The organism is Krasilnikovia sp. MM14-A1004 (assembly GCF_047159485.1).
Classification (GTDB): Bacteria; Actinomycetota; Actinomycetes; order Mycobacteriales; family Micromonosporaceae; genus Actinoplanes.
In genome coordinates this window covers 2,515,650-2,533,648 of sequence record NZ_AP038773.1, presented here as the reverse complement: position 1 = coordinate 2,533,648, position 17,999 = coordinate 2,515,650, and the positions used below count along the sequence as shown (strand labels likewise).

Genomic DNA, 17,999 nt, shown 5'->3' with positions numbered 1-17,999 from the left:
GGCGAGTGGGGGCTGGTTACCGTGAGATGAGCGGGCGAGAGCGGGTGGTGGCGATGCGGGCCAGGCTGGAGCCGCGGCGGGACGCCGACGAGGCGATCGCGCCGCTCACTCACCCAGCCACGCCCCTCCCGCTGCGGTTCCCGCTACCCGCCCGGCTGTCCCCTGCCGCAAGACAACCCGACCAGGTTTCGCTGCAGAGCGCGCTCGTGGCGGGCAACGCGGCGATCCACCGGCTGGTCCGGGACACGACAGCCGCGCCGCGACCGGACCGGACCGACGCGGCCGACGCGTTCGCGCTGGCGACCTCGGGCGCCGCCGGGCCGGTCCCCTACCGGGCGCAGATGGAGACGCGGTTCGGCCGGGATCTCGGGCATGTCGACGCGTACGTCGGCGGGGAGGCGGCGCGGGCCGGGCTGGCGGCGCTGGGGGCGCAGGCCGCGACCTACGGCAACCGGATCGCGTTCACCGAGGCGCACCCGGCCCCGGATGTTGTCGCGCACGAGGTGGCGCATGTGGTGCAGCAGGAAGGGACGAGCCTGCCGGGGCGGCCGGGCGGGGTGAGTTCACCCGGCGACGCGACGGAGCGGGCGGCGGCGGCCGGGAGCGCGCACGCCGTGGCGCCGCCGCTGATCCACCGGCTGGTCGCCACGGCGGGCGGGTCCTGGACGACCTCGGCGTACCGGCCGGTCAACCAGGCGGGCACCATCGGCGCGCACATCGAGCTGCACTTCACCGCGAACAACCTGGTCGAGGCGACCCAGATCGGCCTGAGCCAGACGGTACGGACGCTGTCGGCGACCACCCGCGGCGGCGCGGTGGAGACGCCGTCGAATGCCCGTACGATGCCGGATTTCCTGCAGCGCGGCGAGGGTGACGTGGGCCGCGGCGTCGATCGGTGCGATTTCGGCCGTGGCGGCACGGTCCCCAACACCAACCCGCTGTACGGCGTCTACAACGTCGCCCCGGCCGGCGGCAACCCGGCGGTGGTGTCGGCCGCCCTGGGTGACGTGGCCGCCAGCGGCGGGAACAACGCCACGGGCGCGCACCGGCGCAAGCCGGACGGCACGTTCTTCCCCGCCGTCGACGCCGTGCTGGACGACACGCCGAGCCGCACCCCGGCGTTCGGCGGGCAGCAGTGGCAGCAGAGCTTCGAGGTGGCGGCGCTGGCCGTCGACGGGCCGCTGGCCGGGATGTACCTGGGCAGTGTCGCGTGGGGCTGGCGCACCGACGACGCGGGCCGGGCGAAGCTGGATCCGGCCGCGATCGCGCTCGTGCGGCAGGGGCCGCCGACCGAGGCGTTCGGCGACGCGGCCGCGAAGTGGAACTCGCTGACCTTCACCGACCCGGGCACGGGCACGGTGTACAACACGGTCGACCTGCCGATCGCCCACGACATCGACATGTTCGACACCGTCAATCTGGCCCGGCGGCTGGTCGAGATCCGCGCGGAGGTCGCGGCCATGCCCGCCGGTCCGGCCCGGGTACGCCGGGACTTCACTCGCCTCGCGTACGAGCGGGAACTGGCGCACCGCAACGTCGAGGTCTGGGTCAAGGTGCGTGGCACCGAGGACTGGACGGGTGCCGACGAGGTGTACGTCAGGGTCACCGGCCAGAAGAAGCACAAGACGAAGGTGAAGAAGCTCAACGACGGTGACAGCCACGACTTCCTCGTGCCGCTGGAGGCGTTCACCACCACGCTGCCGCTGGCCTCGGAGGTGCTGATCGAGGTGTACGACGAGGACACCCCGGACGCGGACGACAAGATCGTGTCGATGCGCTGGTCACCGGCCATGGGCCAGGTGAAGAACAAGTCGTCGATGGACGACGCCGACTACGACGTACGCGTCGGCTACGAGCGCTGAGGGGGCGGCGTGGGCGAGGTGGCGTGGTCGCCGGTGGTGGCGGGGCTGCGGCTGGGCGGCGCGGCCGACGGTGACACGGTGACGTTCACGCTGCAGAACGCGGGCCGGGCCGAGCTGACGGTACTGAGTCACGTGGACGTCGGCGAGATCCACCTGGACTGGTACGCCGTGCAGCTCGACGGCGACCGCACCCTGCGGTTCCTCGCCGACCGTGACGAGTCGGCGGTCGAGCGGGCCCGGCTGGCGCCCGGGCAGTCCCTGACCCACACGGTCGATCTGCGACGCTGGGCGGGCCGGCCGGTCAACGGGGGTGCGCCGTTGCCGACCGGCCCGCTCGCGCTGCGGTGCCGCTATGACGTCGACGCGGCGACGGCGGCGACGTTCGGCGGCGTGTGGTCGGGGTCGTTGACCACGCCGCAGTTCGGCTGACGGGGAGCGGGGGGCGAGTCCCCGTCAGTCGCGTTCAGTTGTTGAGGGCGCAGGGTGCCAGGGTCGCCACGTCGAGGTCGGGCCGGGCGGCGTGCCGCCCGATGGCGGTGGCGATCCGGTTGATCGTGGCGACCCGCTTGTCCGCCAGCGGGCCGAGGATCGCGTTCTGCACGAAGTTCGGGCCGCCCTCGCCGGCGCTGGTGGCCAGCCGCCGGTTCGCCTCGCCGATCTGGGTGTCCAGCAGGGCCAGGTTGCGGGTCACCTCGTCCCGGGCCTGCGCCGGGATGGCAGGAAGCGCACCGGCCACCTTCGGGCAGTTCACGGTACGGGCGGCGACGGCGCCCGGCGCCCCGGTGGCCACGGCGGTGGGCTCGGCCGCGGAGGCGCCGCCGCCCTGGTTCAGCGAGCACGCGGCCAGGCCCTGCACGTCGAGCTGCGGGCGCGGCGCGTTGCGCCCGATCGCGGTCGCCATCCGATTGATCGTCGCGACCCGCTTGTCCTTCAGCGGGCCGAGGATCGCGTTCTGCACGAAGTTCGGGCCACCCTCGCCCCGGCTGGTGACCAGCCGCCGGTTCGCCTCGGCGATCTGCGTGTTCAGCAACGCCAGGTTCCGGGCGATCTCCGCCCCGGCCTGCGCCGGCACCGCGGGCAGCTTGCCGGCGATGGCGGGGCAGTTGACCGTGGGGGTGGCGCCGCCACCGGATGCGGCGTTGCCTGCCACCTGCGTCGGTACCGCGGTGGGCTCGGCCGCCGAGGCGCCGCCGCCCTGGTTCAGCGAGCACGCGGCCAGGCCCTGCACGTCGAGCTGCGGGCGCGGCGCGTTGCGCCCGATCGCGGTCGCCATCCGATTGATCGTCGCGACCCGCTTGTCCTTCAGCGGGCCGAGGATCGCGTTCTGCACGAAGTTCGGGCCACCCTCGCCCCGGCTGGTGACCAGCCGCCGGTTCGCCTCGGCGATCTGCGTGTTCAGCAACGCCAGGTTCCGGGCGATCTCCGCCCGGGCCTGCGCCGGCACCGCGGGCAGCTTGCCGGCGACGGCGGGGCAGTTGACGGTCGGTGCGGCGGTCTCGTCGGCGGCGGCCACGCCGAGGCCCACGCCGACCATGGCCACGGCCACGGCGGCGACGCCGGCGATCTGCCAGCGACGCGTGTTCGTTCGGGAGGTATACATGAGGGCGGAACCTTCCTGTGCGGGGAAAGGGCTTCCCCGATAGTTACGGGAGCGCTCCCATAACCGTTCACCGCCCAGGATTTCTTCAGGCTCCCTTAAAGTTCCGTGCCCGCGGGTGCCCGGTCCGCGGCGGGGCCGCGGACCGGAGTCACGTCACTTGTCGACGATCGCCGGCAGCACGTGCGCGAAGCTGATCGTCTTGCCGAACCCGCTGGCCACGATGAACGTGATGCCCAGGGCGACGGCCAGCAGCACCACCGCGAAGCAGGCCCAGCCGAGCACGGTGCCGAGCGGGCGCGGGGTCGGCCCGGTCACCCCCGACTCGTTCACCTCGGCGTCACCGCCGCTGCCCCAGGCCAGCGACCGCACGCCGAGGGCGAACAACGCCGGCAGCCCGGCACCCAGCAGCAGACCGGCCAGCAGGACCCGCCACGCGCCGTCCAGCGCGAAACCCAGGTTGTGCATCTCTTCGGGTCCTTCTCAGCTCGCGGTGGCAGCGGGAACGGGGGCGACGACCGCCGCCGGGGCGGGCTCCCACTCGTCGTTGACGTTGTGGTGGCCGATCGGTGTGCGACGCGACCGCAGGTACATGGCCGCGGACCCGATCACCAGCAGGGTGAAGATCGCCAGGGCGCCGCCGACGCCGCCGATCAGGTGGCCGATCCACCACATCGCGGCGCCGACCAGACCGGCGGCGGGCAGGGTGACCAGCCACGCGGCCACCATCCGGCCGGCCACGGCCCAGCGCACCGAGGCGCCGGCGCGGCCGACGCCGCCACCGATGATGGACCCGGTGGCCACGTGCGTGGTGGACAGCGCGAAGCCGAGGTGGCTGGAGGCGAGGATGACGGTCGCCGCGGCGGACTGCGCGGCCATGCCCTGCGGCGGGGTGATCTCCACGACGCCCTTGCCCAGGGTCCGGATGATGCGCCAGCCACCCAGGTAGGTCCCGAGGGCGATCGCGACAGCGCAGGCCACCTTGACCCAGAACGGGATGTGGGCGGTGTCGTGCCACTTCCCCGCCGCGATCAGCGCGAGGGTGATGACGCCCATGGTCTTCTGCGCGTCGTTCGTGCCGTGTGCCAGCGAGACCAGTGAGGCGCTGCCGATCTGCCCCCACTTGAAGCCGGAGTCGGTGAACCGCTGCGCCACGCCGACGCTGACCCGGAACACCAGCCAGGTGCCGGCCGCGGCCACGGCCCCCGCGATCACCGGCGACAGTACGGCCGGGAGCAGGACCTTGCCGACCACGCCGTCGAGCTTGCTGCCGTCGCCGGCCCAGTTGACCCCGGCCCAGCCGAGACCGGCGACCGTGGCGCCGATCAGGCCGCCGAACAGGGCGTGCGACGAGCTGGACGGCAGGCCGAGCAACCACGTCAGCAGGTTCCACAGGATGCCGCCGGCCAGCCCCGCCAGGATGATCAGCAGCAGCGCGGTGCCGCCGTCGGAGAGCAGTTCGGGCTTCGGGGCGCCGGTCTTGCCCTGGATCTTGACCACGGCGTTGGTGACCGTCAGGGCCACCTCCACGGACAGGAAGGCGCCGATCAGATTGAGGATCCCGGAGAGAGCGACGGCGACTTTTGGTCGCAGGGCGCCGGTGGCGATGGAGGTGGCCATCGCGTTGGCGGTGTCGTGGAACCCGTTCGTGAAATCGAACGCGAGCGCGGCGACGATCACCAGCGCCAGGATCACCGATGTGGTTGTCACGCGGCGATGGTGACGTGCGCGGGCAGGGTTCCTCTAGTGGGTGAACCACACATGTAAAGGAGTTCCGCGTTTGTTTGCCTAGTGTTTCCCTAAGTCACCGTTTGGGTGATGGCTTGACTACATGGAGCGACTATTCGTGTGCGACGGATGGCGTCGTTAACCAACCGTTCGTCGTCGGCGGGTCTCCGGTCCTTACCATCGAGGCTGGTCACAGCGGCATGAGACGGGCCGCCAGCGCCACGGCCTGCAGGTCGCCCTCGCGCAGCCGCGCCGCCGCGTCCGGCTCCCCCAGCACCTCCAGGCGCGTCACGGCCGTACCGATGATCCGGGGGTCGCCGCGCAGCAGGTGGCGCGCCAGCCGGGCCTGCGCGGGGCTGAGCGACGCGTACGCGCAGTTGTCCAGCGCCACGATCGTCTCCTCGTCGAGCGTGCCGGCCAGCGCCCGTTCCGTGACGACGTTCAACAGCCACGCGGGCCACCAGCTGTACTTGCCGATGAGCAGGCCCGACCGGACCGCCCGGGCAGGCTCCTGACCGCCCTCGAGCAGCCGCAGGGCCAGCGGGATGTCGAAGTAGTCCAGCCGCAGCGCGGTGACGAACAGCTTCTCCAGCTTCACCGTGCCGACGTACGGTTCGCAGGCGGCCGCCGCGGCCGGGCACTTGCCCTGCAGCGCGTCGCACAGGGCCAGCGCCTCGGCGATCGAGCCGGTGCCGGTCGAGCGCTCGGTGATGCGTTCCAGGGTCGCGACGAACCGGCGCAGCGCCGTGTCCGCCCGCTCGGCCGCCTCCGGGCTGTTGGGCCGCTCCAGCCGCCGGACCACGATGTCCGTGGCGATCTCCGCCTCGCGGCGCAGTAGCGGCGACGGGATGTGCGGCAGGATCAGCTCACCGAGCCCATCGACCGTGTACGCCGCGTCGAAGCGCTCGGACGCCTCCGGGAACTGCGCCCACCAGCTCTCCGGATGCCGCCCGCTGCGCTGCGCCACCACGTCAACAGCGTCGCCCACCGGGCCGCACGGCGCCCGGCAAACCCGCGAGCTGACCACCAAGGGTGGAGGCATCCGTGGCCGACGAGCGGACGGGTCCGCCGAAAGACGGAGCCGGGCGCCCGCCAACCCGCCGAGCGCCGGATACCCGGCCGGGCCCGGCGCCAGCAGGCTGAGGGGCGCCACCACGCACCGACACCCGGGGGGACAACGATGGCGGACACGGCACCGCTCGCGCACACCGACGTTCTGGTCCTGGACTACCTCGCGGCGCTCTGGGCCGAGACCGAGGATCTCGCGCCGGAACTGCGCGACGAGCTGATGACCACGGTGGCCGACTACGTCGCCCGGCGGCGGGCCGCCGGCGGGGAGCAGCCCGAGCGGATCATCCGGCGGCTGGGGCCGCCCGAGGACCTGGCCGCGGCCGTACGCCGGGGACGGATGCCCCCGCACCTGCGCCTGCCCGCCCTGGCGCCCGTCGCGCCCGTCGGTCCCGCGTCGGGTACCACGGACTACGTGGCGGTCACCCTGCTCATCGTCGGCGCCGTGTTCCTCCCGCTCGTCGCGCCGCTGGCCGGGATGGCCCTGGTCACCGGGTCCCCGCGGTGGACGCCCGCGCAGAAGGCGGCAGCCTGGGTGCTGGCGGCCACCCCGTCGCTGTGCGGGATGCTGCTGATGGCCGGAGCGGTCCTCATCTCCTCGGAGATCGGGCCGGTCATGCTGCTGGCGTACCTGGCGATGGTGGGTGGGCCGTTCATCGCGGGCCTGACGCTGCTGCCGGGCCTGAGCGCGCGCCCGCAGACGGCCTGACCTCAGATCAGGCCGGAACGGCGCCACAGGGCGACGCCGGGGCCGCCGATGAGGCCCAGTTCGTCCAGGTAGGAGACCACGCGCTGGCCGGCCCAGCGCAGCGTCGCCAGGTGGTGCGGGTTCGTCCGGGCGGCCCGCCGGCCGACCTCGGGCGAGATCCCGACGCAGCGGTACACCTCGGGCGAGACCATCTGCGTCCCCGTCAGGTACGCCGACCGGGCGATGATCATCCGGTCGTACGCCAGCCGGGACCGCCCGGCCGTACGGACCTGGCGGGCCAGCTCCTCGCGGGCGTACCGGACGTGGCGGGCCTCCTCGATGACGTGGATGCGCGACACCATCCGGACCAGGGGCTGCAGCGACTCGTCCGCGGCGGACTCGCGTTGCAGCGCGTCGAGGACCTCCTCGGCGATGAGGATCGCCGCGAACATCCGGGGACCGGTCGCGGTGGCCGCCAGGAACCGCCCCAGCAGGTCGTCGACCCGCCCCACCCGGTACTGCGGGCAGCCCAGCTTCGACAGCATCCGGCCGAACATCACCGAGTGGCGGCACTCGTCGGCCACCTCGGTCAGCGCGTACTGGGCGTGTGACTGGGTGGGGTCCTGGCGGTAGTAGTCGCGCAGCAGCAGCTGCATGAGGATCGTCTCGAACCAGATGCCGAGGCCCGCCACGCTGGCCACCTCGTGCCGGGTCAGGGTGATCCGTTGCTGCTCGGTCAGCGACTCCCACAGCGGGGTGCCGTACAGGCTGCAGCGGTGCGGGGGGACGAAGTACCGGTCCGGCGCCAGCGGGGCATCCCAGTCGATCTCCACGTCCGGGTCGTACGTGTGCGGCGGGGAGGAGCGCAGCAGGCGGGTGGCGGTCACGTCGCGGGCGGGGGGCGGGGTCACCATGACGAGCCTCCGGGAATGGGGGGTTGACGTTACCCGAAGTAACAGTTACTTCTCGTACTATGAACTCCATGGATGCCTCCGTCAACACCCGGCACGACGGCCGCCGGGGTCGCTGGGCCGACCATCGTGAGCAGCGCCGCGCCGAGCTGACCGCCGCGGCCATCGAGGCCATCCGGGAGCTGGGTCCCGAGATCGGGATGGACACGATCGCCGCGCACGCGGGCGTCAGCAAGCCCGTGCTCTACCGCTATTTCGCGGACAAGTCGCAGCTGTGGCAGGCCGTGGGCCAGCAGGGTGCGGCGTTCGCGATCGCGGCCATCGGGCCGGCCGTGGCCGCCGTCCGCGAGGAACGCGCCGTCATCCACGCCGCCATCGACGCCTACCTGACCCACATCGAGGCAGACCCGCACCTGTACCTGTTCGTCGTGCACCAGCCCGGCATCGCCCGGGCCCGGGACGTGGTCGCCGATGTCGTCGACACCGTGGCCAGCGGCCTGGCCAGCATCCTCGGCGACCGGCTGCGCGCCCTCGGCCTCGACACCGGCCCCGCACTGCCCTGGGCGTACGGGGTGGTCGGCTACGTGCAGACCACGGCCGACTGGTGGCTGCGGCAGCAGAAACCGATCAGCCGGACGGCGCTCAGCGACTACCTCACCACCCTGCTGTGGAGCGGCGTCTCCGGCATCAAGGCCGCCGCCGACCTGCCGGGCGGGCTGGCGGTGACCGGGCGATGACCCACCTCGACGAGCTGTCCGGCGTGGACGAGCAGTACGCGGGCGTCGCGGTGCTGCGCCTCGACGGCCGGGACACCCCGGTGACGGTCCGGCTGTCCGCCCGCTTCGAGCCGGTCGAGGGCCGGTACCGGTGGGCCGGCCGGGCCGAGGCCGGCGACGACCTGCACGCCCGGTTCCGTTCCGGCGTACGCGACGGCACCCTGCTCATCGGGGCGGGCCCGGCTGTCGCCGTCCGCCTGGGCGAGCCGGACCCGTGGGGCCGCCTGCGACTCACCGGCACCGGCCTGCCGCCCTGGTACCGCCCGCCCGTCCTGCCGACGGCACCGGACGCGCCATGACCCTGCGCGCCGCCACAAGCGCTCTGACCATCCTGCGCGCCGCCACGGCCGACATGACGTCGCTGCCCGGCCTGACGCGTACCAGAGGGGCCGAAGGTCCCTACTGACCTTCCGGCTCCGGGCGCGAGCCTGACTCTGGGGGTTCCCCTCCCGTCCGCGCCACGGCCGTGTGGCGTGCCGCACGTCGAAGGTCCCTTCCATGAGGACATGCGAGCCATGAGGACACCCGAGCGCCGGCGCCGCAGCGCCGCCCACCGATGACGGCCGGGACCGCCCGGGCGCCCCGAGCCCGGCGGCTGCGCCGTACCGCCCCGGCGCTGACGCCGTGGGCGCAGGCCCGCGCGCTGGCCCGGCGGCTGCCCACAGCGCTGGCGCCGGAACGGATACCGCTGGACGCCGCGGCGGGCCGCACCCTCGCCGCCGCGGTCGTGGCCACGGCCAGCCTGCCGGGCACGGACGACGCCGCGGTGGACGGCTACGCGGTCCGCGGCATCGCGCCGTGGCGCGTGGTCGGCCGGGCCCTGGCCGGGCACGGCGGCCCCGCCGTCGTCGCCGCCGGGGAGGCCGTGGAGATCGCCGCGGGCGCCGCCATCCCCGAGGGCACCCACCGGGTGGTCCCGTACGAGGAGGCGCAACGCGACGGGGACCTGGTCTGCACCGCCAGCGTGGCGGCCCGCCGGCACATCCGCGGCACCGGCGAGTACGTGGCGGCCGGCGACCCGGTGCTGCCGACGGGCGCCGTGCTCACCCCGGCCGCCGTCGGCCTGGCCGCCGCGGTCGGCCTGGACACGGTGACGGTGCGCCGCCGCCCCTCGGTGCGGCTGCTGGTCACCGGGGACGAGATCGTCGCCGCGGGCACTCCGTCGCCCGGCGCCGTCCGCGACGCGGTCGCGCCGATGCTCGCGCCGATGCTGCGCGGCTGGGGCGCCGAGGTCGGCCCGCCCCGGTACGTCCCCGACTCCCCGGCGATGGCCGGGACCGCGGCCATCGCCGGTGCCCTCCACGACGCCGAGATCACCGTGGTGTGCGGGGCGTCGTCGGCCGGACCCGCCGACGGGCTGCACCGCTCGCTGCGGCTGCTCGGCGCCTGCGTACACGTCGACGGGGTGGCCTGCCAGCCGGCCGAGCGGCAGGTCCTCGCCCAGTTCGGCGACCGCTGGCTGGTCGGGCTGCCCGGCGATCCGTACGCGGCGCTGGTCGCGGCACTCACCCTGCTCGAACCGCTGGTCGGCGGCCTCGCCGGGCGGCCCGCCGCCCCGGCGGCGCAGGCGATGCTGATGGGCGACGTCCGCGCCGACCCGCGGGCCACCCGGCTGGTGCCGGTCGTCCAGCAGGGTGCGTACGTGCTGGGCCACGCGACCACCCCGCCCTGGCATCTGGGCGACGCGGCGCAGGCCGACGCGCTCGCCGTGGTCCCGGCCACTTGGCGGCCGGAACGCCCGGTGGAGCTGCTGGCCCTCGGCTGAGACCGGTTCGTCCGGGACCGCCCCGGTTCGCCGGCGCGGGCCCGGGTTCGCCGTGGCCGGGGCCGGGTACCGTCACCCGGGACGGTCCGCGCATCCGGCGCGGCCCGGCCCAGCCAGCCGAGCGACCACGCGGACGATGACCCAGCAGACGACAGTCGAACACCCGGCCGACGCGCCACCCGCGACGGGCGGCGCGCGCCGGCGGCGCTGGCCGTTCGTGCTGGCGGCGGTGGCCCTGCTGGCCCAGATGGCGATCGCGATGCTCACGACAGCGGTGCAGCAGACCCCGACGATCGACGAGCCCGTGTACGTCGGGACCGCGGTGGTCTACCAGCAACAGCACAGCCTGCGGTACAACCCCGAACACCCGCCGCTCGGCAAACTCCTGATCGGTGCCGGACTCGCGTTCGTCCACCCGCGGCTGGCGGCGCCCGCACCGCGCGACACCCAGGAGGACCTCGGGCGCACCCTGCTGTACGCCTCCGGCAACGACCCGTACCGGCTGATGCTGGCCGGCCGCCTGCCGGTGATCGTGCTGACGCTGCTGTTCGGCCTGGTGGTGCTGGCGTTCGCCACCGACCTTTCGGGCCGGTGGGGCGGGCTGCTGGCGCTCGCGCTGTACGCCTTCTCCCCCGACGTCATCGCGCACGGCTCGCTGGCCACCCTGGACGTGCCGGTCGCGGGCTTCCTGCTCACCGCCGCGTGGCTGCTGTGGCGGGCCCGGAGACGCCCGCGCCTTCACCTGCCGTTGGCCGGGCTGGCCCTCGGGGCGGCGGTGGCGACCAAGATGAGCGCGCTCGTGGCCGTACCGGTGATGCTGGCGCTGGCCGCGCTGTCGGTGTGGCCCGCGCTCCGCCGCGGACCGGACGCGGCGGCCGGGCCCGCCGCAGATCCGCCCGCCGCAGACCCGCCCGCCGCAGACCCGCCCGCAACAGACTCGCCCGCCCCGGACCTGCGGCGCCGGGTGCTGCACGCCGCCGCGGCCGCGGCCGTGGTGGCGGTGTGTGCGCTGGCCGTGGTGTGGGCGAGCTACCTGGCCGTGGATCCCCGGCTGCGCTGGGTGACCCCGCCGGACGTGCCGCCGATCGGCGGGCTGCGCGGGCTGGTCGCGGACTGGCTGCCGGTGCCGCCGGCCTACCGGGACGGGATGCGGATCCAGTTCGGGTTCGAGGACGACACCTACCGGGGCTTCCTGTTCGGGCGGCAGTACCGCGGTGCGCTGTGGTACTACCTGCCCGCCGCGCTGCTGGTGAAGACGCCGCTGGGCATGCTGGCGCTGTGGGCGGCCGGATCACTGCGGATGGTGGTGACCCGGCGGCTGTGGCGGGCCGCCGCGTACGTGGTGCTCCCGGCGACGGTGCTGCTGCTGGCCGCGATGAGCGGCGCCCGCGACTTCGGCACCCGGTACGCGGTGTTCCTGCCGCTGTTCCTGGCGGTCGCGGCGGGCACGCTGGTGACGCTGCGCCGTCCGCGCTGGGTTCCCGCCGTGGCGGCCGCGCTGGTGGTGTTCGTGGCGGCCAGCTCGCTGCGGACGTTCCCGTACTACCTGCCGTACTCGAACGAGGCGTTCGGCGGGCCGGACAAGACCTACCTGCGGCTGCACGACTCGAACGTCGACTGGGGGCAGGACCTGGGCCGGCTGGCGGACCGGCTGCGCGAGAGGTACCCCGGCGAGCCGGTGTGGCTGGTCTACAAGGGCAGCGGTGTCCCGGCCGCGTACGGGATCACCGCCGGCAACCCGCTGAGCGTGCCGCCCGCGCAGGTCCGCGGGCTGCTCGTGGTGTCGGACTCGCGGATCGACCGGCCGGGCAGGGCGTTGCAGGCACTGATCGACAGCAGCCGCCCGGTCGACGAGGTCGGCCACTCCATCACGATCTTCCGCCGCCCGGCCTGACCGGCTACAGCGGAGGACGGACCACGAAGACCGCGGCGTCCCCGGCGGAGGCGGGCGCCAGCACCAGCTTTCCGCGTTTGACTGTCAAGTACCGGTCGGGGTAGTTGGCGGAGCGCAGGGTCACCCGTTCGCCCGGCTTGTCCGGGACCGGGCAGAACGTCGCGTCGGCCGCGAACGTGCTGTCGTCCGCACGCTGCCGGTCCACCCGGACCACGAACATCCGGTGCCGCAGGAAGTGACCCGGGCGGCCCGCCGACTCCAGCGAGACGCAGGCCGGGTCGGCCAGGCCGGTCCGAACCACGAACCGGGTGGCGCGGCGGTCGGGGGCCGGGGCGCCGGGCGTCACGCTGCCGACCCATGCCTGGGCCCGGCCGTGCCCCAGGCGATGCCCCGGGCTGGCGGCCGGCTCCAGGCCGATGACCGCTCCGGCCACCAGGGCCGGGGCGTCCGGGGGCTGCGGCGGGGGCGGCGCCGACGACGTGGGCGGGCCGGTGGGTGCGACGGTGATCGGCGGGGGCGCAGTCGTGGTCGCGGACTTGACGGACGGGGCGGAATCCGGCGACTCGGGCACGGCGGTGGTGGTGTGCGGCGGCGCGACAGTACGGGTGCCGGGCACCGCGGCGGGGTGGCTGGACCCGCCCGCAGTGACCGGGCTCACCGGCTGCGCGGAGGTCGAGGGCAGGATGAAGCGGCTGGGTGCCGCGGAGCGTGTCTCCCGGACCAGCAGCATCGGTACGGCGATCGCGACGGCCAGCAACACGGCGGAGCCGGTGAGCGTGGCCTGGCGCATCCGCGCACCATCCTCTGTGGACATCTGTTCCATTTCCCGAATGCCGACGGTGACCGCGACAGACTATGGTCGGCTCCCCGGCCACGATCCGCAAGGGCGAAAATGGCGGCGTCCGCCACGTCGGCACGCCGTCCGACCAGCAAGATCACGGCGTAGACCGGGGCAGACCAGGGCGTAGACCACACCGGGGCCGGGGAGACATCGAGACGGACCAAGGGCCGATAACGGGCCGGGATCGACACGGGACGAAGGCTGCGAACGGGCCGAGCCCGGGCGAGCCGGGCGGGAACGGGCCCGGGCGGTCGATTGACACGCCGGTCGCCGTTCGGCGAGGGTTTGCCGGGTGAGCGACGACTGGCCGACCGCGGGCACCCTGCTGGCCTCGCGGTACCGGCTCACGACCCGCCTGGAGACCGGCGGGATGGCCGAGATCTGGCGCGCCGACGACGAACTGCTCGGCCGCCCGGTCGCCCTGAAGCTGCCCACGAATCTCACCTCCACCGCCGCCGAGTTGCTGCAGCTCGCCTGGAAGGAGGCGCGCGCCGGGGCCCGGCTGTCGCACCCGCACGTGGCGGCCGTGCACGACTACACAGAGGCGATCCGGCCGGACGGCTCGCTGGCCCCGTTCGTCGTGATGGAACTGCTGGCGGGCGAGACCCTGGCGGCCCGGCTGGACCGCGCGGTGCTGCCGTGGCGGGAGGCCGCGACCGTCGCCGTGGCGGTCGCGGACGCGCTGGCCGCGGCCCACGCCACCGGGGTCGTGCACCGCGACATCAAGCCGGGCAACGTGATGCTCACCCCGACCGGCGTCAAGATCCTCGATTTCGGCATCAGCGCGGCCACCGGCGAGCCGGACGACGACGAGACCGGCCGGACCTTCGGCACACCCGCGTACGTGTCGCCGGAACGGCTCGACGGCCGTCCCGCCGAGCCGGCCACGGACGTCTACGGGCTGGGTGTCCTGCTGTACGAGATGGTGACGGGCGACCCGCCGTACCCGGTGGACACCTGGGAGGAACTGGCCGTCGCCCGGCGGCACCCGCCCGCGCCGCTACCGGAGACGCTGCCCGCGCCGCTGCGTGAGCTCGTGGGGAACTGCCTGGACGAGGATCCCGCGCGGCGCCCCGGCGCCGGGCTGGTCCGTGACCGGCTGACCGCGCTGGCGCCGCCGGCGCGTGCCGCGAGCAAGGGGCTCACCCCGGGCAGGTTCGCCGCCGGACGCGCCCCCGCCCACACCGTCGCGTTGACCCGGCCGCCGCGGCGCCGCCGGCGGCTGCGCGCCGCGCTGGTCGGGCTGGCCGTGGCCGCCGGGGCCGGATTCGTGGTGCTGGGGGCGGCGTTGCGGATGGACGAGCCGAACGCGCCGGCGCCACCGACGGTGGCGGCGCCGCGGTCACCCGTACCATCCGCGGCGGCGCCGTCGCGGACGGCGACCAGCCCCCGCGCGCGACGCAGCACGCCGCCGCAGGCCCCGCTGGACCTGGACGCCGCGCTGCGCCGGGTCGACACGGCGGTCCGCGACGGCCGGGCGGCCGGGGAGATCCGCCCCGACGTCGCCACGGACCTGGCGAACCTGCTGCGTCCGCTGGCCGGGGCGGCGGCCGCCGACGTCGCGGACCGGGTCGGCGACCTGCGCCGCAAGGTCACGCAGCGGGCGACCGAGGGCTCCATCGACGCCGGCCGGGCCGACATCCTGCAGAATCGGCTCACCGACCTGGCCCGGGCCGCCAGGGCCTGAGCCGCCAGGGCCCGAGCCGCCAGGGCCCGAGCCGCCAGGCCTGAGCCGCTCAGGCGGAGCCGCGCAACACCAGCCGGGTACGCAGCACGATCTCGCAGTCGTCCAGTTCCTCGCCGTCGAGCTTGGCCAGCAGCAGCCGGACCATCTCCTGGCCCATCTGCTCGATCGGCTGATGCACGCTGGTCAGCGGCGGCTCGGTGTGCCGGGCGATCACGGAGTCGTCGAAGCCGACCACCGCGACGTCGCCCGGCACCCGCAGGCCACGCTCCCGCATGACCCGCATGGCGCCCGCGGCCATCATGTCGGAGGCCGCGAAGACGGCGTCGAGGTCCGGATAGTGGTCGAGCAGCCAGCGCATCGCGGCGGCGCCGCTCTCCTCGCTGAAGTCGCCGACCGCCACCGGGCCGTGGCCGACGACGTCGCGGTAGCCCTCCAGCCGGGCGACGCCGGCGGCCATGTCCTGCGGCCCGGCGATCGCGGCGATCCGGCGGCACCCCTGCTGGTGCAGGTAGCGCACCGCGTCGCGGGCCCCGCCCCGGTTGTCCGCGTCGACGACGCACCCGCGCGCGGGGAACGTCGGCCGGCCGGCCCGTACGGTCGCCAGGCCCCGCTCCTCCAGCTTGGCCGGCAGCGGGTCGTCGCCGTGCAGCGACAGCAGCAGCGCCCCGTCGACGTGCTGGCGCGTCAGGTAGCCCTCCAGCCGCTGCCGCTCCTGCGCGGACTGGGCGATCATGAGCAGCATCTGCAGGTTGCGGACGATCAGCGCCGACGAGATCGACTGCACGATCCGGCCGAAGAACGGCTCCGCGAAGAACCGCTCCCCCGACTCGAAGATCACCAGCGCGATCGAGTCCGTACGCTGCGTGACCAGGGCGCGGGCCGCGCGATTGGGCACGTAGCCCAGTTCCTCGATCGCGTCCTGCACCGCCTGCCGCGCCTGCGGGCTGACCTGCGCCGAGCCGTTCACCACCCGGGACACCGTCCCGCGCCCGACCCCGGCCCGCTCGGCGACCTGATCCAGCGTGGGCCGTCCGGTCGAACGGCTGCGCCCGGTCGTCATCGCGCCCACGCTCCCTTGTCCGCGTCCGTCACAAGCTACCGCCCGCCGCCCACACCGCGGCACGCAGCGACAGAGATCGGTAACGGTACGCCATCCGGCCGCCGGGAGTTCAGCAGCTGACGCCGCCCCAGTTCACGCATTCGACGATGGACTCGGCCCTGGTCTGCAGCGAAACGGCGTCCCCGCCGTGTTCCGCGTCGTTGAGGATCGAGCCCGACTTGTTCCAGTACCGGGTCAACCCGGAGTTGGTGCCCGACCCGGTGTACATCGTCAGGGTCTCACCGGGCTGCAGCACGGTGCTGGTGAGGAACGGGTACCGGTACGGCTTGTTGACCAGCACGTGGCCGAACAGGTCCACCGCTTCCGCGCTGGTGTTTGTGATCTTGACGGTTTCGACGGCCTGCTCGTGGACCGTCAGCGCGACCTTGCCGGCCAGCGGGCTGGCGCAGTTCGCCAGGCACGGGTACTGCATCCAGGACCGGATGTCGCCCTGGCGGTCGAACAGGTACGCGCCGTCGCCGATCACGTGCGCGGCGGAGCCCACGTTCTCGAAGACCGGGGCGGTCAGGCCCCAGTACTTGTGCGTCGCGGTGTTGGTGCCACGGCCGACATGCAGGAAGATCGCGCCGCGCGCGGGCACCACGGTGTTCTTTCCGAACGTGTAGCGCCGCAGCCCCGAGTCGCGCACCCACCAGCCGTCGATGCGGATAGCGGCGGCCGAGTCGTTGCCGATGCGAACCCACTCGCCGTTGAGGTTCTTGCTGTCCTCGCCGTCGGCGTCCGAGTTGACCCACACGTTGAGCGCGGTGCCCTGGTACGGGCCGACCCCGCAGCTGTCGGTGTCGAACAGGTTCAGCCGGTCCTGCGCCGCCGCCGCCTCCAGTGCGCGGTACGTCCGGTCGGGCGCCCACTCGCCCGCGAACGGCTGCCACAGCGTGAGGCCGCGGCGCACCAGGTCGGCGCCGATGTCGCGCCACGTGCCGTTGATCTTGACGGAGATGGAGCGCAGCGGCCGCCCCTTGCTGCTGCTGGAGGCGTGCAGGGCGGTCATCCGTACGATGCCGCCACCGGCCTTGACCATCTGCTCGACCCGGGCCGTGGCAGCCAGCGCGTGGCAGTCGCCGCGCCGCTTCTTGGGGTTGGGCGAGTAGACGTGCTGCTCCATGGCCTGCATGCCGATGATCCGCACGGACCGGGACTTCTTGGTGCCGTCGCCGTAGATGTCGACCAGCATCGTGTCGCCGTCGGCGACCCAGTCCACCTTGCCGGTCCAGACCTGGCAGCGGGCGCTGCCCGAGATCGGCAGGCAGTAGCCGCTGGCCGCGGACGCGGGTGCGGCGGCGAGGGGCACGCTGACGAGGGCGGTGGCGAGCACAGCGGTGAGACGGCGCAGCACGGTGGGACCTCCCGTGGCTCGGCGGACGACGCAATGTCACATGCGATCGACCGGAGCGGGCACGTCCTTAGCGTTGTCCACGCTCGGACCCCCTCGCCGACGGCGTCAGGCGGCCAGGTCCAGCACGTACGAGTCGCCGTCGCGGCGGAAGCCGAGCCGGTCGTAGTACGGCGCGAGCATGCCGGGCGGGGTCACCACGGTCCGGCAGCCGTGTTCGAGGAACAGCTGGCTGCGCCGGTAGACGAACTCCCCCGGCGTGAAGTCCCGGTACGGCGGGGTCACGTAGTCCAGTTCCACCCGGGCCACGCCGTCGCCGCTGTGGCGGAACAGCACCGCGCCGACCACCTCGTCGCGGTTGACGACCAGGAACGCCGCACGTTCGGGGCTCGGCTCGGCCGCACGGAAGCCGGGGTTGAACCGGGCGATGTCGTCGTGGTGGCGCTCCAGCACGTACGCGAGCATCTCGTCGTCCGAGCGGACCTGCACCACCCGGTACGCCCGTTCGTCGTGCCGGGTGGCCAGCATCCGCCACAGGTAGAAGATGTTGATCACGGCGAGCACGACGTTCAGGCCGACCATCGGCCACACGCCGAGCGCCGCGTTGAAGCCGAGGAGCACCACGCAGCCGAGCAGGTTGAGGGCGCGCAGGCGCAGGAGCCGGCTCTGCAGCAGCGACCACACGAGCAGTGCCGAGCCGGCCCAGCCGATCACGTCGAGCCAGGTCAC

The 17,999-nt window shown here is 73.9% G+C and carries 17 protein-coding genes; 8 read left to right on the top strand and 9 right to left on the bottom strand.

What is annotated here, in order from left to right:
- Positions 1–26: 26 nt before the first annotated feature.
- Together ACMCNN_RS11615 and ACMCNN_RS11610 are read left to right on the top strand one after the other, a co-directional pair.
- Positions 27–1,862: a DUF4157 domain-containing protein gene (locus ACMCNN_RS11615; protein WP_412746189.1), complete on the top strand. Its 1,836-nt coding sequence runs from the start codon at positions 27–29 to the stop codon at positions 1,860–1,862.
- 9 nt (positions 1,863–1,871) lie between these two features.
- The gene (locus ACMCNN_RS11610; RefSeq protein ID WP_412746188.1) at positions 1,872–2,291 is read left to right on the top strand and encodes a hypothetical protein; all 420 of its coding nucleotides are present in this window, start codon (positions 1,872–1,874) and stop codon (positions 2,289–2,291) included.
- Between the two features lie 34 nt (positions 2,292–2,325).
- Here ACMCNN_RS11610 and ACMCNN_RS11605 read toward each other — a convergent pair whose 3' ends face one another.
- The 4 genes from ACMCNN_RS11605 to ACMCNN_RS11590 form a co-directional block, all read right to left on the bottom strand.
- Positions 2,326–3,462: a hypothetical protein gene (locus tag ACMCNN_RS11605; RefSeq protein WP_412746187.1), complete on the bottom strand. Its 1,137-nt coding sequence runs from the start codon at positions 3,460–3,462 to the stop codon at positions 2,326–2,328.
- A gap of 153 nt (positions 3,463–3,615) precedes the next feature.
- On the bottom strand, positions 3,616–3,927 hold the full coding sequence (locus tag ACMCNN_RS11600; protein WP_412746186.1) for a hypothetical protein: 312 nt from the start codon (positions 3,925–3,927) through the stop codon (positions 3,616–3,618).
- Positions 3,928–3,942: 15 nt separating this feature from the next.
- Positions 3,943–5,169, bottom strand: a complete 1,227-nt coding sequence (locus tag ACMCNN_RS11595; RefSeq protein ID WP_412746185.1) for an inorganic phosphate transporter — start codon at positions 5,167–5,169, stop codon at positions 3,943–3,945.
- A gap of 208 nt (positions 5,170–5,377) precedes the next feature.
- Positions 5,378–6,175, bottom strand: a complete 798-nt coding sequence (locus ACMCNN_RS11590; protein ID WP_412746184.1) for a hypothetical protein — start codon at positions 6,173–6,175, stop codon at positions 5,378–5,380.
- Between the two features lie 192 nt (positions 6,176–6,367).
- On the opposite strand from ACMCNN_RS11590, the gene ACMCNN_RS11585 reads away from it, so the two are divergent.
- Positions 6,368–6,964 (top strand): HAAS signaling domain-containing protein, encoded by a 597-nt coding sequence (locus ACMCNN_RS11585; RefSeq protein WP_412746183.1) that lies wholly within the window; start codon positions 6,368–6,370, stop codon positions 6,962–6,964.
- 2 nt (positions 6,965–6,966) lie between these two features.
- Here ACMCNN_RS11585 and ACMCNN_RS11580 read toward each other — a convergent pair whose 3' ends face one another.
- Positions 6,967–7,857 (bottom strand): AurF N-oxygenase family protein, encoded by an 891-nt coding sequence (locus tag ACMCNN_RS11580; RefSeq protein WP_412746182.1) that lies wholly within the window; start codon positions 7,855–7,857, stop codon positions 6,967–6,969.
- Positions 7,858–7,925: 68 nt separating this feature from the next.
- Here ACMCNN_RS11580 and ACMCNN_RS11575 point away from each other — a divergent pair, with 68 nt between their 5' ends.
- From ACMCNN_RS11575 to ACMCNN_RS11560, 4 genes are all read left to right on the top strand, one after another.
- Positions 7,926–8,591, top strand: coding sequence for a TetR family transcriptional regulator (locus tag ACMCNN_RS11575; protein WP_412746181.1), 666 nt, complete (start codon positions 7,926–7,928; stop codon positions 8,589–8,591).
- On the top strand, positions 8,588–8,929 hold the full coding sequence (locus ACMCNN_RS11570; protein WP_412746180.1) for a DUF4873 domain-containing protein: 342 nt from the start codon (positions 8,588–8,590) through the stop codon (positions 8,927–8,929). The genes ACMCNN_RS11575 and ACMCNN_RS11570 overlap by 4 nt, the downstream gene beginning before the upstream one ends.
- Positions 8,930–9,186: 257 nt before the next feature.
- Positions 9,187–10,395 (top strand): molybdopterin-binding protein, encoded by a 1,209-nt coding sequence (locus tag ACMCNN_RS11565; RefSeq protein WP_412746179.1) that lies wholly within the window; start codon positions 9,187–9,189, stop codon positions 10,393–10,395.
- 136 nt (positions 10,396–10,531) lie between these two features.
- On the top strand, positions 10,532–12,289 hold the full coding sequence (locus tag ACMCNN_RS11560; protein ID WP_412746178.1) for a phospholipid carrier-dependent glycosyltransferase: 1,758 nt from the start codon (positions 10,532–10,534) through the stop codon (positions 12,287–12,289).
- A 4-nt stretch (positions 12,290–12,293) separates the two neighbouring features.
- On the opposite strand, the gene ACMCNN_RS11555 is transcribed toward ACMCNN_RS11560, so the two are convergent.
- The gene (locus ACMCNN_RS11555) at positions 12,294–13,103 is read right to left on the bottom strand and encodes an AbfB domain-containing protein (RefSeq protein WP_412746177.1); all 810 of its coding nucleotides are present in this window, start codon (positions 13,101–13,103) and stop codon (positions 12,294–12,296) included.
- Positions 13,104–13,422: 319 nt separating this feature from the next.
- Here ACMCNN_RS11555 and ACMCNN_RS11550 point away from each other — a divergent pair, with 319 nt between their 5' ends.
- The gene (locus tag ACMCNN_RS11550) at positions 13,423–14,817 is read left to right on the top strand and encodes a serine/threonine-protein kinase (RefSeq protein WP_412746176.1); all 1,395 of its coding nucleotides are present in this window, start codon (positions 13,423–13,425) and stop codon (positions 14,815–14,817) included.
- Between the two features lie 49 nt (positions 14,818–14,866).
- Here the strand turns inward: ACMCNN_RS11550 and ACMCNN_RS11545 are convergent, their stop codons facing one another.
- The 3 genes from ACMCNN_RS11545 to ACMCNN_RS11535 all read right to left on the bottom strand — a co-directional run bounded on the left by ACMCNN_RS11545 (position 14,867) and on the right by ACMCNN_RS11535 (position 17,999).
- Entirely contained in the window at positions 14,867–15,877 is a 1,011-nt protein-coding gene (locus ACMCNN_RS11545; RefSeq protein WP_412746175.1) for a LacI family DNA-binding transcriptional regulator, read from the bottom strand.
- A 109-nt stretch (positions 15,878–15,986) separates the two neighbouring features.
- Positions 15,987–17,273: a lamin tail domain-containing protein gene (locus ACMCNN_RS11540; protein WP_412746174.1), complete on the bottom strand. Its 1,287-nt coding sequence runs from the start codon at positions 17,271–17,273 to the stop codon at positions 15,987–15,989.
- A 105-nt stretch (positions 17,274–17,378) separates the two neighbouring features.
- Entirely contained in the window at positions 17,379–17,999 is a 621-nt protein-coding gene (locus ACMCNN_RS11535; RefSeq protein ID WP_412746173.1) for a hypothetical protein, read from the bottom strand.